This window comes from Gordonia effusa NBRC 100432 (assembly GCF_000241305.1).
Taxonomy (GTDB): domain Bacteria; phylum Actinomycetota; class Actinomycetes; order Mycobacteriales; family Mycobacteriaceae; genus Gordonia; species Gordonia effusa.
Map to the genome: position 1 here is coordinate 58,685 of NZ_BAEH01000073.1, position 14,321 is coordinate 73,005.

At 60.8% G+C, this 14,321-nt stretch carries 13 protein-coding genes; 9 read left to right on the plus strand and 4 right to left on the minus strand.

The annotated features are described in order from the left end of the window. Nucleotides 1-11: 11 nt before the first annotated feature. The 3 genes from GOEFS_RS12950 to GOEFS_RS12960 all read left to right on the plus strand — a co-directional run bounded on the left by GOEFS_RS12950 (nucleotide 12) and on the right by GOEFS_RS12960 (nucleotide 3,484). Nucleotides 12-1,646 carry a GMC oxidoreductase gene (locus GOEFS_RS12950; protein WP_007318370.1) on the plus strand — a complete coding sequence of 545 codons (1,635 nt, stop codon included), beginning with the start codon at nucleotides 12-14 and terminating at the stop codon, nucleotides 1,644-1,646. A 150-nt stretch (nucleotides 1,647-1,796) separates the two neighbouring features. Continuing rightward, complete coding sequence (locus tag GOEFS_RS12955) at nucleotides 1,797-2,456, plus strand: hypothetical protein (protein ID WP_007318371.1); 660 nt, start codon at nucleotides 1,797-1,799, stop codon at nucleotides 2,454-2,456. Further along, nucleotides 2,453-3,484 carry a 3-oxoacyl-[acyl-carrier-protein] synthase III C-terminal domain-containing protein gene (locus GOEFS_RS12960; protein ID WP_007318372.1) on the plus strand — a complete coding sequence of 344 codons (1,032 nt, stop codon included), beginning with the start codon at nucleotides 2,453-2,455 and terminating at the stop codon, nucleotides 3,482-3,484. Before GOEFS_RS12955 ends, GOEFS_RS12960 begins: the two co-directional genes overlap by 4 nt. Nucleotides 3,485-3,487: 3 nt before the next feature. On the opposite strand, the gene GOEFS_RS12965 is transcribed toward GOEFS_RS12960, so the two are convergent. Beyond that, nucleotides 3,488-4,387, minus strand: a complete 900-nt coding sequence (locus tag GOEFS_RS12965) for a hydroxymethylglutaryl-CoA lyase (RefSeq protein ID WP_007318373.1) — start codon at nucleotides 4,385-4,387, stop codon at nucleotides 3,488-3,490. Between the two features lie 122 nt (nucleotides 4,388-4,509). On the opposite strand from GOEFS_RS12965, the gene GOEFS_RS12970 reads away from it, so the two are divergent. Continuing rightward, on the plus strand, nucleotides 4,510-5,349 hold the full coding sequence (locus GOEFS_RS12970; protein ID WP_040525076.1) for a hypothetical protein: 840 nt from the start codon (nucleotides 4,510-4,512) through the stop codon (nucleotides 5,347-5,349). Between the two features lie 2 nt (nucleotides 5,350-5,351). Here the strand turns inward: GOEFS_RS12970 and GOEFS_RS12975 are convergent, their stop codons facing one another. Beyond that, a complete protein-coding gene (locus tag GOEFS_RS12975; RefSeq protein ID WP_007318375.1) occupies nucleotides 5,352-6,497 on the minus strand; it encodes an acid phosphatase in 1,146 nt (381 codons plus the stop codon). Between the two features lie 218 nt (nucleotides 6,498-6,715). Between GOEFS_RS12975 and GOEFS_RS12980 the strand changes: the two genes are divergently transcribed. The 4 genes from GOEFS_RS12980 (at nucleotide 6,716) to GOEFS_RS12995 (ending at nucleotide 9,488) form a co-directional block, all read left to right on the plus strand. Further along, nucleotides 6,716-7,342 carry a DUF2461 domain-containing protein gene (locus tag GOEFS_RS12980; protein ID WP_007318376.1) on the plus strand — a complete coding sequence of 209 codons (627 nt, stop codon included), beginning with the start codon at nucleotides 6,716-6,718 and terminating at the stop codon, nucleotides 7,340-7,342. A gap of 78 nt (nucleotides 7,343-7,420) precedes the next feature. Then, nucleotides 7,421-7,792 carry a hypothetical protein gene (locus GOEFS_RS12985; RefSeq protein WP_007318377.1) on the plus strand — a complete coding sequence of 124 codons (372 nt, stop codon included), beginning with the start codon at nucleotides 7,421-7,423 and terminating at the stop codon, nucleotides 7,790-7,792. Between the two features lie 85 nt (nucleotides 7,793-7,877). Beyond that, complete coding sequence (locus GOEFS_RS12990) at nucleotides 7,878-8,726, plus strand: aldo/keto reductase (protein WP_007318378.1); 849 nt, start codon at nucleotides 7,878-7,880, stop codon at nucleotides 8,724-8,726. 51 nt (nucleotides 8,727-8,777) lie between these two features. Next, nucleotides 8,778-9,488, plus strand: a complete 711-nt coding sequence (locus tag GOEFS_RS12995) for a DUF998 domain-containing protein (RefSeq protein WP_245549839.1) — start codon at nucleotides 8,778-8,780, stop codon at nucleotides 9,486-9,488. A 54-nt stretch (nucleotides 9,489-9,542) separates the two neighbouring features. On the opposite strand, the gene GOEFS_RS13000 is transcribed toward GOEFS_RS12995, so the two are convergent. Further along, a complete protein-coding gene (locus tag GOEFS_RS13000) occupies nucleotides 9,543-11,372 on the minus strand; it encodes an AMP-dependent synthetase/ligase (protein ID WP_007318380.1) in 1,830 nt (609 codons plus the stop codon). A gap of 126 nt (nucleotides 11,373-11,498) precedes the next feature. On the opposite strand from GOEFS_RS13000, the gene GOEFS_RS13005 reads away from it, so the two are divergent. Further along, nucleotides 11,499-12,131, plus strand: a complete 633-nt coding sequence (locus tag GOEFS_RS13005; protein WP_040525101.1) for an AAA family ATPase — start codon at nucleotides 11,499-11,501, stop codon at nucleotides 12,129-12,131. Between the two features lie 250 nt (nucleotides 12,132-12,381). On the opposite strand, the gene GOEFS_RS13010 is transcribed toward GOEFS_RS13005, so the two are convergent. Further along, entirely contained in the window at nucleotides 12,382-14,310 is a 1,929-nt protein-coding gene (locus GOEFS_RS13010; RefSeq protein WP_007318382.1) for an ABC transporter ATP-binding protein/permease, read from the minus strand. Nucleotides 14,311-14,321: the final 11 nt, after the last annotated feature.

Sequence of the window (14,321 nt, forward strand, 5' to 3'; positions counted from 1 at the left end):
AGTGTTTGAACGTGCAATCACATCGCTCAGACTCCTCACAGGTTTCGCGCCGCACCTTCCTGCGCGGGGCCCTCGGCACATCAGCGATTGTCGCCGGCGCGGCTGCTGCGGGGTCGCTTGGCGCCACCCCCGCAGCAGCAGCTCCTGATGGCGCGACCGCCATTGTGATCGGCAGCGGGTTCGGCGGCGCTGTCGCCGCACTGCGCCTGGGCCAGGCAGGTATCAAAACCACCGTCTTCGAGCGCGGCCGCCGCTGGCCAATTCGTAAGGACGGCAACACTTTTGCCACCTTCGAGGCTCCTGACAAGCGCGCCGCGTGGTTTAGTCCCACCGCCGGTATTTCCAGCACGCTGCAAGTACCTGTCGAGCCGTACCCTGGCGTCCTCGACGCCATCAAAGGCAATGGAATCGAATCGGTCTACGGCGCAGGTGTCGGCGGTGGATCACTGGTCTTCGGCGCCTTCTCCGTTCAGCCCGACAAAGTCGACTTCAACGAGGTCTTCCCTGGGGGCACGGACTACGACCAACTCGCGAGCGTCTACTTCCCACTTGCTCGCAAGATGCTGAACGCGACGCACCTTCCCGACGACATCCTCGCCCATCCCAACTACACCGGCGCGCGCACTTGGCTGAATACCGTGGCTCGTTACGGCACCAAGCCGAAATTTGTTGACTACCAGATTGATTGGGACCTGGTACGCCGCGAACTCGCCGGCAAAGCGCGCCCCGGCGTCAGCGTCGGCGACCTGTCGTATGGTGTCAATAGTGGCGCCAAGAACTCTGTCGACCACAACTACCTGCCAGCAGCCGAAGCTACCGGCAATGTGACCATCAGACCGATGCACGAGGTCTTCGACATCCGGCCGCGCAGCCGAAAGAAGGGCTTCGTCGTACGGGCGCGGCTGATCGACGACAAACATCGCACTATTCGCACAGTCACCGCCGAAGCCGACTACCTGTTCATGGCAGCGGGCTCGTATCACACGACGTCCCTGCTGGTCCGTGCTCGCGCGCAGGGTGCATTGCCCAAACTCTCGGGCAAGATCGGCGACGGATTCGGCGGCAACGGCGACTTCCTCATCGTCCGAACCAACCTGCGCGATGCCCAGGGACCGCGCCAGGGTGGCCCCGGGTACGCGCGTATTCGCGACGATCGCCTGCCCGGCGGACCAGCGGCGATGATCTACCAGGCTAGCCCGTTCCCCGCGCCACTGGGCGGCGTGGCCACCACGCACCTGATCCAGGTACATACCGACGAGCGCGGCACCATCGATTACGTCCACGGCACCCGCGGAACCGAACTGAACTATCCGTTCGGTGAAGGCACCAGCACACTGGACCGACGTGCCAACGCATTCGCGAATCACTTCCACTACCAAACCGAAACCCGCCACGGAACGCCGAACAACGGAATCGTAATCTCTTCTCGCGCCGCCGGATTCGGCTCCGGTTCGACATTCCACGGACTCGGCGGCGCGGTAATCGGCAAGGCCGCCAACCCCGACGGCACTATCAAGGGCTACGACAACCTTTATGTCGTCGACGGTTCCTTCTGCCCCGGCGCGGTAGGACTTGTGAATCCGTCGCTGACCATCACCGCACTCGCCGAACGGACAATGGATCGATTCCTTGCCTCACGTGGCTGAGATCAGTTCCCCGGCACAGTGATTCACTCTGGATCAGTGCGCCAAAGCGAGCTGTCGACGTCGGGCGTAATTGGTGTTGTGCGGGTCCGACCCGGCATCGAGTGACGGAACGGGCCTGCGCCACTGTCATTTCCGCACCGAAGGGCTGCAATGAATACTCCATCTCCACGTACTGACCTCGACACGAACCCTCCGCTCGACGGCGTAATCCGAGTCGAAACCCACGGTCGCGCCGAAAATACCTACCGCGTCGTCGACATGATCCGGTCGGTCTATCCGCATAACCAGATCTACGGCGACTTCTGCACCGTCCAGGGATATGTCGACGCTCCGCCGCGCGAACTCTACGAATGGCTTTCTCACACACAGTCTCTCGAAGAATGGACGTACAGCACCCGCGGCCTGACCCCGGCCGACGAACCCGATCTGTGGGTCGGGTTTGACAAACTCAACCCCGATACAAAACTCTTCGTCCGCACCGTTGCCAATCCCGACGCAATGACCGTCGACTATCACTGCGCTTGGGATCAGGGCACCGACCTGTGGATGATCTATCTAATGCGCGTAGTCGACGCGCAGTTGGTACTCGGCAAGCCCGGTTCCGTTGTGCTGTGGACTAATTGCCATCACCCCTACTACGACGACAACCCATACCCGGAGGCCGCTCCCGCCGACCGTGAGGAATGGGTCGGCGACCTCTGGGACATGTTCTGGGCCGGGCACCAAATCGAACTCGACAACCTCGTGCGCATTGCCGAATACCGCAACCGCAACGATCTGCCGCTCACTCCCGATTGGATGCGCCGATGAATTCCGCTGCTACACCGGTTGTTTCGCTAGCCGATATCGCCACCTACCGACCCGCGAATAAAGTTCCGGCGTCGTATTTCGCCGACTTCGCGCAGGACGATGAACTTGCCGACAACGTAATGTTCCGTGCCCCCGCGTTCCGCCATCATGCCGCCGACGGAGAAACGTCCGCGGATATGATCCTGCGTGCGGCCACAACTCTCACCGAGCGGCATGGCTCCGACTACCTCAATGACGTCGACGTCGTGCTCACACACAGTCAATTGCCCGAGGTCCCGGTACGCGGGTGCGGCGGCGAGGTCGCCTACCGACTCGACCTGCGCCCATCGACGGTCCTCGATGTACACAACGGCGGTTGCGCGGCGTTCGCACACATGATTGACATCGCTGCCGGGCTCCTCGCCGGGAACGGCGGCCGCAAGGCCCTAATTGGATTGGCGCAGAACAGCGCTGGACAGATCTTCACTCAAGAGCAGGTTCGCGGCAAGCCGCAAGCGGCGATCCCAGGTGATGGTGCGGCAGTAGCGACCCTGACGTTAGGGCCCAGCGGCAATCCGGTGTTGACCACCGTCTGCCGCTCCCTCGGTGAATATGCCCCGGACATGACGGCCGTGTCCGAGCCGCCCCGCAAATACTGGGAGGCCGGCCCGGGTCAGATTCACGTGGGGTTCACCAACGCGAAAATCGCGAAGGTGCTCTCCCGAGGCAACCGACTCGTACCCGAAGTCGCATTAATAGCGGCCGAACGTATCGGTGTCGCACCCGCCGACCTGGACTGGTTCATCACAAATCAACCCAACCGCGTCTTTCTCCGCAATTGGCGTGAGGCACTTGAGCTTACCGCTGAACACCATCCCGACACTTTCGACGAATGCGGAAACCTCTTCGCCGTCGGAGTGCCGATGACGCTGGACGCGCTCATCGACTCCGGCCGACTGGAGTCAGGCCAGATCATCATGACGGCCGCGTTTGCACACGCGGGTGATTTTGCCGCAGCAGCAGCGATCAAGTGGAACGGCAGGGCATAGCGCTCAGCGCTGCGGAAATCCGCCCGCCCGACCCAACAGTGCCGGAACGTCCTTCTCCAGTGCGATGCCCAGCCAGTCGGCGGCCTTGACCAGGGCGTCCATGTCGACGCCTGTCGTCACCCCACTGCGATCGAGGGTGTACAGGAGGTCTTCTGATGCGATATTCCCCGTGGCCGCGGGCGCGAACGGACAGCCACCGAAGCCGCCGATGCTGGCGTCGAGTGCGCTCGCGCCGACGTCCAGGGCAGTCAGCGCATTCGCGTATCCGGTATTGCGCGTGTTGTGAAAATGCCAACGCTGCGGGATCCCCGGCGCGTTCGCGGCGGCAATTTCGGCCAGTGCACGCACCTGGGCGGGTACACCGACGCCGATGGTGTCGGCGAGGGCGATCTCGTCGGGCGCCGCACCGCCGACCAACTGCGCGATGATCTCGCCGATCCAGGTAGCGGCTACCTCTCCGCTGAATGGGCAGCCGAATGATGTCGCTATGGTCACCGTGCTGAACACGCCAGCGGCACGCGCGTCGCCGACGATGTCGATTGCCGCCGAAATCCCCTCTGCCACACTGCAACCCTGGTTTCGCTGACTGAACTCCTCGGTCGAGACGACTACCACGTTTACCTCGTCAACGTCGGCTGCTAATGCCCGCTCAAGTCCGCGTCGATTCAAGACAAGTCCGATGTAGGACACTTCTTCGCGGCGCGGCACTTGTGACATGACGTCCTCTGCCCCAGCCATCTGCGGCACTCGCTTTGGGTTGACGAAACTCACCGCCTCGATGCGGCTCACTCCGGCGTCGACGGCCCGTGAAATGAGTTCGACTTTGGCGTCAACACTGAGCGCCTTCTTCTCGTTCTGCAGGCCATCACGTGGACCAACTTCAACCAGTTGCACAGCGGACATTTCTCCATGCTGCCCGCTGACGGCGTTGGTGCGCAACGCTGAGCGAATCTGCCTTGGCGGTGTGGGTCATCGTCTCTCGCCTGCACATGGAACCGTTCGGCCACGCGCCGCGTCCAACCCCTATGACGTCCGACCACTCATCGACAGCCCGACAACTGGCCTTTCGTGGCCGCTATCTCGAACGCATCCCGCTGCGATGGAAACGGGATCTCGCCGAGGACATTCCATTGCCACCCTTTTCGAGTCCCCGCGAGTACGACAACTTTCTTCGTAGGCTGCGATGCCAGGCGAACGCTCAGGTCCGCACCACTGGGTCGCCGACCGCACAGGCAGTCACCGAGATGCTCGGAAATGGCCGCGATCGGCGCGATCCTCATGATCATCAGATTCAGTTGACGGCAACCGAACTCGCCGCCGCGTTCCTGACGCACCTACCCGCGCCGTGGACCGCTGACACCTTAGCTCCCGCGCTGAGCGCGGCCGGCATGTCAATGACCAGAGGGGCTCGCGGCCGCTGGATCGTCGACGGAGCATCTCGGTTCTCCGCACACTCACCAAACGGAAATAGCTGGCAGGTAACAGTTTTCGAGGAATGCACCAGGCACCGCGGTGTCATCGATGACGACGAATTCGTGCTGTTGCTGATGCAGCAGTTCCTCGCGAAGAATCAGGCTGGCCCGCCATGTCCGATGGGGTGGGCATTCGCCCCGAACGAATTACGTGCATTGATTCCTGGAGCGGTCGCCGTCGGGCTCAAGTACGCGGCGGACATCTTGGAACCAATACCGGCCACGTGGATTCGAGACCACGCGCTCGCCTATGCGCACGACCCGTCGTCACTCGCGCCCGAGGACCAGGCCGAACTCTGGCAGCTGCGATCACTGACCATCGCCCGGGCGCGAGATGAGTTGAGGGTCAAGACCGTTGCCCGACGCGGCGTCGGCGCACATCTCGCCAGATAACGTCAGTGCGCCAGCCATGCCTTCGCGATGTCGAGTCGCTGCCAACCACCGTCGTATCCGGTCTTGTCCAATGGATACCCCGCGGGCAGAGCGGTACGCGCCAGAAGTTGACGCAACTGCCCTGTCGACATATTGGGATGCGCGGCCCGAATGAGGTTCTCCGCACCCGCGGGCACCGCCAGGACGCGAGTGGTGTTACCTTCTGCGACAAAGGAATACGTCGCACGCTCGCGGTAAGACTTCAGCGCGTCGCCGGTCGATTGGTATGGCGTCTGACATGCGACGGCACGCGCGATCGGAGCACCCACGCGTGCGGTCAGTACCGCGCGAAGTTCCTTCTTTGCCTCCGCCAGCAGTCCAGCGAATGTCGAGTCGGAAAGCACCTGCGCCACAGTCGATTCGGCTTGCATGCGACCGCCGACTACGTCGAGAGGGTAATGCACGCCCAGCACCACTCGGTGGTAACCATATTCGGCTGCGCGGGCCAGCAACTGCGGACCGGCCTCGGGGATCATCGATGCGATCAGGAACGCCTGAGCGAATCCCCAGGTGGTGTGGCCTGATGGATAGGAACCAGTGCCACGGACTGCCTCGTAGAGATCTTTGCGGCCGTCGCCGTAGTGCCGAATCAGTTGCGGCGCAACCTCAAACGGGCGCGGGTTGTGGAAGTACTTCTTCTCCTTCGACGTACCTACGCGCTCACCGACGAGCGCGTCTTCGCCGAGTAACAACGCCGCAGTCTTGGGAAGTTGACCAGCACGCAAGGCGGCGTAGAAGGCCGGCGACAACTTGGACCCGAGAGCGTTGAATATCGCCGGTCCTTCGATGTCGTAGTTATCGTTCACGGCGTAGCGCGCAACTGCTGGCGACGACGTCACGTTGATCGCGATGGCATTTGCGAGATTCTGCTGTCGAACAGCCTCGGAGATTCGGCTGAAACCGTCGAGCACGCCAACATGATTGGCTGGAGCCGTTGTTGCGAACGGCGACGCCTTCTGCGCGGCGCTATAGCCGACACTCGTCGGCACCGCCGTCGGGGTAAACGAACATGCCGAGGGCGCGGCGGCGACATGTCCGGGGGCAAGCAGACCACCTGCGACGATCAATGCCGCTGCGACTGCTTTCAGAGAACTTCCGATGACCTTCACCGCACGGAAATTGCCAGAGACTCGTAAACCGAGTCAGTTAGCAAGGTGAACAATTGGGTGGTATCAGGTGACAGGTCTTGCCACCATGTCAGTATTGACTTCTATGACCGACTGGCAGACTCGAGCTGTGCACGTGGTCCTGCAGCCATCCTGTTCGGCACCGTCGCATATCCGTACTGTCGCATTGACATAGGCATCGACTCCCAGACAGGAGCATTATGACTTTCTCCGGTTTTCCCGAGGCAGCCTTCGACTTCTACGACGATCTCGAAAACGACAACAGCAAAGTGTTCTGGGATGCGCACAAGGATCTCTACCGCAGCGCGGTTGTCGAACCGATGACCGCACTCACCGAAGAGCTCGCGGATGAGTTCGGTCAGGCTAAAGTCTTCCGTCCGCATCGTGATATCCGATTCTCGAAGGATAAGACGCCATATAAGACTCATCAGGGAGCGTTCATTCCGGTTGGTCCGGCCACCGGCTACTACGCGCAGATCGCCGCTCCGGGTTTCACCGTCGCGGTTGGCTTCTACGATGCCAATGCCGAACGACTCGCCGCTTTCCGCAAAGCCATCGACCACCCGCGACACGGTCCGGAACTAGAGAAATGCATCGCGTCGCTGAAGCGGGCCGGATGGAAGGTCGGCGGCACCACACTCAAGACCGCGCCACGCGGATGGGACGTGGAACACCCCCGCATCGAACTACTCCGGCATAAATCATTGACCGTCTCTCGCGACTATGGATTCGACGAAGTCATCCACACACCCAAACTCATCAATCGAATTCGCACGCATTGGCGGCAAGCCACGCCGCTCATCGACTGGTTGCAACAACACGCATAGGCGGCGCACAAATGTGACGCGAGCCATCTCTGAGCTCTAATTCCGAAGAATCTCGTGTCCACAGGACATAATTCGGGAATGCGTTCTCAGGCTCCGACCACGGTTATCGCGGTCCTCATCACGTTATTCACGTGCGCAATCGCGTTTCTCGCCTACCTCATGTGGAACAGCAAGAACGACGCGCCTAGCGCGGCAAGTCCAACGACCACTGTGACCACCACCAGCGTGCTCACCGAAACCACCACCGAAACACCGTCGACCGTCACCGTGACGAGTTCGCCGTCGACATCCCGGCGCAGCTACGGCAGCTACGCCGCCGATGGCGAGCCGTGTACCTCAGACGAGGTGAACACGCAGGTCAGCATCGATGGTCGCACGCTGGTCTGCACCTACCAAGGTGAAGATTCGCCCAACGAATACGAGTGGGAGTACCTGACGAGCAGTTACTGACGCTTGCGCCGCATCCGACCGCGCCGGGCGAAGGTGGCGCGCACCGGAAGGAATAACCGCGCCGTCGGGACTCATTGAACCAACCATGGCATCAACACAGAGTTCGATCCCGTCCATCAATCTCAACAACGGCATTACCATTCCGCAGCTGGGCTTCGGCGTGTTTCAGATACCCGCCGCGGACACCAAAGCGGCGACGCTGACCGCACTCGAACTCGGCTATCGCCATATCGACACCGCGCAGATGTACGGAAACGAGGCGGAGGTCGGCCAGGCAGTCCGCGAATCAGGCATCCCCCGCGACGAGATCTTCGTGACCAGCAAGCTGAACAACAACGCCCACGCACCTGAGGCCGACACCGCGGCCGCCGCACAACGCACCGTCGACGCGCTCGATATCGGTCCGGTCGATTTGTACCTGATTCACTGGCCACTGCCCGAGGTCGGCGACTACGTCGCAACCTGGCGCATCCTCGAGGAGGCATATCAGGACGGCAAGTTCCGCTCCATCGGCGTGTCCAATTTCCACCAGCCACACCTAGAGCGCCTGCTGGCCGAAACCGATGTGGTTCCGGTCGTCAATCAAATCGAAGTACATCCGTACCTCTCGCAGAATCCCTTGCGGCAGTTCAACTCTGAGCATCAGATCCGCACCGAGGCGTGGTCGCCCATCGCGCAGGGTGATGTACTCGACGACCCAGCGCTCGCACCGATCGCCGCCGAGCTGGGCCGCTCGGTCGCACAGGTGGTGTTGCGCTGGCATATCCAGCGCGGCGACATTGTCTTCCCCAAGTCGGTGACGCGCGCTCGGATCGCCGAAAATCTCGAGCTGTTCGACTTCGAGTTGTCTGACGATCAGGTCTCCACAATTGATGCTCTCAATGCCGACCGACGTCGCGGCCCCAACCCGGATGAGTTCAACTGGGTGCCGTGATGACGCGCCCGGCGTGCCGGAACCGCAGGTCGGCACGTCTACTCTGGATTGGTGCAATACACGAGTACTGAGCCGGTGTCGATCGACTCACCCCGGCAATACTCAGTTCGTCGGTGGGTTGCGGCAGTCGCGATAGGTGTAGCGGGACTGTGCTATTCCTCGTGGGCCTTGGAACATTTGTGGGCCGGCGGCCTCGACCCGATGCGCACATTCCTGAGCGAACTCGACGCGGCGGGCCGGCCGCACCGAGGAATCTATGTTGCCGGCGACATCATTACCGCCGTCGCCGCGATGGTCGCGATGCTGGTCCTACTTCTACCAAGGCCGGCGGTTCGGGGTTATCAGTCGCTCGCCGCTGTCATCGCGTTCGGATGCTTCGGCGCGGCCACCCTCGCCGATGCACTCATGCCGATTGAGTGCATCCCTGGCGTCGACGTCGACTGCCCATGGGAACCGAGCGGTATCTTCCCTCAGTTGCATCACGTGCACGCGCTGACCAGTTCACTCGCGGTGATCAGCCTGTTCACCGCTATCGTCGCCGCGACCCTCGCGTCGTTTACGACCGGTCGGTGGAGATTGTTGCGGGTCGTCGGCTCCACCATTTTCGGAGTGATCATGGTGTCCACCGCCTGGATGCTGATCGCCGACAACCTCAGCGGCGACTATCGATTGGGTTTGGCGCAACGCATCCAGGTCGGAGCGATGTCGGTGTGGATGTTGGTCTGGGCGGTGGCGTTGGTTCGGGAAAGGCGGTCCCCGTGAGTCGGGCATATGCCCTGCTGGCATGTGCTCGCCCACGGGGACCAGTTTGCTAAGTTAGCCGAGATCTACCACTCCCGACGACGTCGCTCCTGAGTACAGTGCCTCGATCCGTTCGGCGTATTTGTCGGCAATTGGCTTGCGCCGCAACTTCATTGTCGGGGTCAGCTCGTCGCCTCCGGGGTCCCACGCTGCCGGCACAATCGCAAACCGTTTGATTTGCTCGACGCGGGACAGCTTGTCGTTGCCCTGCCGGATAGCGACAGTCACTTCGTCGATGACCGCCGAATGTCCCGACACAGTAGCGATATCGTCGTCGCTTAATTTGTGCAGATGCGCTCGGGCAGTCGCGGCGTCGGGATCAAGGACGACCAGCGCCGACACATACGGTCGCGCGTCACCTATCGCGACGACCTGACCTATCAACGACGACGCGGCCTTCATCGCGTTCTCAATGTTGGTCGGGGACATATTCTTTCCCGACTCGGAGATAATGAGTTCCTTCTTACGATCCACGATGGTCACATTGCCCGCCGCGTCGACCGTGGCGATGTCACCGGTAGCGAGCCACCCGTCCGCGTCGATCGTCTCGGCCGTCTTCTCTGGCTGACCGCGATACCCCTCCATGACGACCGGGCCGCGGATCAACAATTCGCCGTCGTCGGCAATCTTCACCTCAACGCCATGGACCGGTTTGCCGACCGTACCGATTTTCAAATTGTCCGCGGTAGTCATCGTCGAAACTCCGGTCGTCTCGGACATCCCCCATACCTCCAGCACCGGAATGCCAAGGCCGAGAAAGAATTCCAGCACTTCCGGAGGGATCGCCGCCGCACCAGACGCGGCAAAGGTGACCTGATCCATGCCAATCGCACCACGTACCTTCGACAACACCAGTTTGTCGGCGAGCGAGTGTTGCATCGCCTCGACTGCCCCCAAACTACGTCCGGCCAGTCGCGCCTTTGCCGCCGCTGCGCCAACGCCCAGCGCCCACGCGCCGAGTTTGGCTTTCACCGGGCTGGACTCCTCGGCGAGTTTCGCCTCGATACCCGCCTTGATCTTCTGCCACACGCGGGGTACCCCGAAAAAGAAGGTGGGGTGTACGTCGGGCAGAGCCGCCGCGATCTCACGCGGGTCCGGCACCGTCGTAATCTGTATTCCGCGAACGATATTCGCCGCGTGAGCCGATACCCGGTCGGCGATGTGGGCCGCTGGCAGATAAGAGACAATGCGATCGTCGAACCCGACGTCGACGTGTTCGGCCAGGGCCGCCAATTCCGCGATGATATTGCGATGGGAGATCTCGACGCCCTTGGGCGGACCGGTTGTACCCGAGGTATAGATCAGCGTGGCTAAGTCGGACGGACGCACCGCTCGCCACCTGGCGTCGAAGTCGAAATCGGGAGCTGGGCTATTTTCGACGTCGGCGAGAGAGAGCGTGCCATCGGGCGAACCATCAATCACCACAACAGTTTTCACTTCAGAATTTGCCGCGGAGATCACCGGCAGGAAAACCTGTTCGGTAACCACGACGGTATTGCCCGCATTGCCGAATAGATACTCCACCTGATCAGGTGAGCTGGTGTTGTAGATGGAGAACGGAACTGCGCCCAGATGCAGACATGCGGTGTCGACGAGGTGAAACTCGGGCCGGTTAGTCAACATAATTCCAACCCGATCACCATGTCGCACACCATGATTGGCTAGTCCAGCGGCGATCGCACGAACCCGTCGGGCATAGTCCGCCCAGGTGATCGACGTTGTCCCGCCTACTGTGCGCAACGCGACGGCGTCGGGTCTGATCTGGACTGTGTGCTGGAAGGCTTCGGGCAGCGTCGAAACTTGTGCGCCACTCTCGTGCGGAAAGGTGATCGGTGTATCAGACATGTGTGAACCTCGAAGGCGTCGATCGGTCATGTTGCACGTCACAGTAGCGAGATTAGGTCACCCCTGGTGTCCGAATTGCCGTTTATCTCTGCTAAGGACTTCCTGGTCCCGCTACCCTGGGATGCCATGCCCGCCGCGAATACGTCGAACTCGTTGTTGTGGATCAACGGCGCATTCGGCGCTGGAAAGACACATACTGCTTTCGAATTGCACCGACGCCTGCCAAACTCGTTCGTCTCCGACCCCGAACTGATCGGTTTCGGCATCCACCGCATGCTGCCGGAGGTCGCTCGCGATGATTTTCAAGATCGTCCGCAGTGGCGATCCGCGGTGGTTGCCACCCTGGCCGACGCTGTTGCCGCTTACGACGGACCTGTCATCGTGCCGATGACTCTGGTCGAACCCGACTACTTCGACGAGATAATGGATGGACTCGCCGACGCAGGTGTCGACGTGCGGCACTTCGCACTGACCGCGTCGCCTGAGACGCTACGAAAGCGACTGCGTCTTCGGCTCGGCTACGGCGTCGGAAAGCTGTTGGGCCACGATGAGACATGGGCGATGCAACAGATCGATCGCTGCACAACGGCGTTGTCCGACAAGCGATTTGATATCCACATCGGAACTGACGACCGCACTGTCCACGACGTCGTCGAGGAAATCGCCGACCAAGCCGGGCTGACGCTGATCAGACCCCGACTGAGCGCCGGGCGATATCAGCTACGGCGTATTCGGGTGGGCTTGGCTCATATCCGGTAGAGGGGCACTCCGGTCTCCCCAGCTCAGCTTCCCAGAATTCTGGACATAGTCCCGACGTCGGGGCAACTTGCCCTCGGCGGGGTTCCTGAATCCAGAATTTGAGGGGCGGCTATGAAATCATTCTCGCCATGAGTGACCGGACGTCGGGAAAATCGTCCGAATAGTTGGTCACCAAGGGCAATTTGCCCTTGGTGAGGAACTATTCGGACGATTTTCACCGGAGCGGGGCCATCGGCGGGCGTCCCGGGGCCTACGACGTCGGCTTCACCAAATCGGTCAACGTCCACTCGCCGTCGCCAACCAGTTGCAGCAACTTGGTGTGGTGCTGGTCGGTGGTACTGCGATGGCTTACCGAGACAATCACCATTTCTGGCAATTCGGTCCGCAGCAGCGAGTACAGCGTGTACTCAAGTCCCTCATCCACCGCCGACGTCGCTTCATCCATGAACACCGCCTTGGGTTTGGTCAGCAACACACGCGCGAACGCGATTCGTTGCTGCTCCCCCGGCGAAAGAACCTTCGACCAGTCCTCTTCCTCGTCGAGCCGTTCGGTCAAGTGGCCCAACATAACTCGCTCTAGAACGGCCTTGAGCACATCATCGGGGAAGGCGTCCGACTCGGACGGATATGCGACCGCCGTCCGCAGATCGCCGAGCGGAATATACGGCACCTGAGACAGGAATAGCGTGTCATTGCCTCCGGGACGAACGAACTCGCCGTCAATGAACGGCCACAACCCGGCGAGCCCTCGAAGAAGTGTTGTTTTGCCTGAACCGGACTGCCCTTTGATGACCAGCGCTTCACCGAGACCGAGCCCGAGGGTCAGGTCGTCGACGAGCTTACGCTCGTCAGGAGTCGCTATCTCGACCTTGTCCAGACCAATGACATCCGGCGAACCAGCCGAAGCCTCCTTCGTCAGCATCGTGGGAAGTGAGCGTGAGCGCACGTTGGCGTCTTCGAGGCCATCGAGACGGATGAGCGACGCTCGGTAGCCGGTGAACGTAACGTACGCATTCCTGAAGAACGAAAGCGAGTCGTGAAGCTCACCGAAGGCTGAAGCAGTCTGAGTCATGTCGCCGAGCTGAATCTGTCCGGCGAAGAACCTCGGTGCCTGTGCTACCAGCGGCACAACCACCGAAGCTTGCGTGATCGAGAAGTTCCACGACGTAAACTTCAACGTCCGGAAAACGATCCGCCAGAAATTGTTGACGATCTGCCCAAACCTACTGAGCAAGCCAACATGCTCGACGCGCTCACCGCGATAGAACGCGATGTTCTCGGCGCCGTCGCGAACTCGGATAAGCGCATAGCGGAAGTTGGCGGCCAGCCGCTCCTGCAAGAAGGTGAGGTGGATCAGCGGTCGACCGATCCAGAACGCTACGAGAGTCGCTATGAGGACGAATGTCATCACCAGAAAGACCATCGCGCGAGGTACTTCCGTCCCAAAGACGTTCATCGGCCCGGAGAGATCCCAAAGAATGATAGTGAACGAAACGATACTGACCGTCGCGGGAATCACACCATTACTGGACGATCCATTCGAACTGAACATCATCACCCGCGATTGCGTAGCAACCACTTGGATGTCTTCTTGGACACGCTGATCGGGGTTATCGACTCCGGCCTGCAAGAGTGAGTCGCCCGCGCCGGCCGCCTGGCCGACGAAACGGTTTCGATAGAAGGCCCGGTCACCCAGCCAGTCAGCGGTGACATGTTCAGTCATCCATGCGCGAAACCTGATCTCGAAGGCGCTGCCGACATAAATCTCGATGAGTGTCCTAATCACATGCATCGACGCGAGCAATACGAATAGCCAAATCGCCTTCCAGAACGACGACTTCGCCTCGTCGAGAGCTCCGTTGTCATGCTGGGCGAGGGCTTGAGCACCATATTGCAATGACGTGTAGAGATCGTTGCTCCAATAGGACAACAACACCGTCAATCGCACGCCGAGGACGGCAAGAAAGGTCAACGCGAACACCAGTCCCCAGGCCAGCACGCGCGTTGCCGGATCTGTGAAGAACCCGCCACCGATCCGCCAAAATTGCTTACCCCACACGGTAAAGCGGGCGATCAAATAGCCGATAATGAGCAAACTGACGAGGCATATCGCCACCACGATGGCGAGCCACTTCAACGACGCCCAGATCTCGTTACCCCAGTCGATACTGGTTTCCACGCACAAACTCC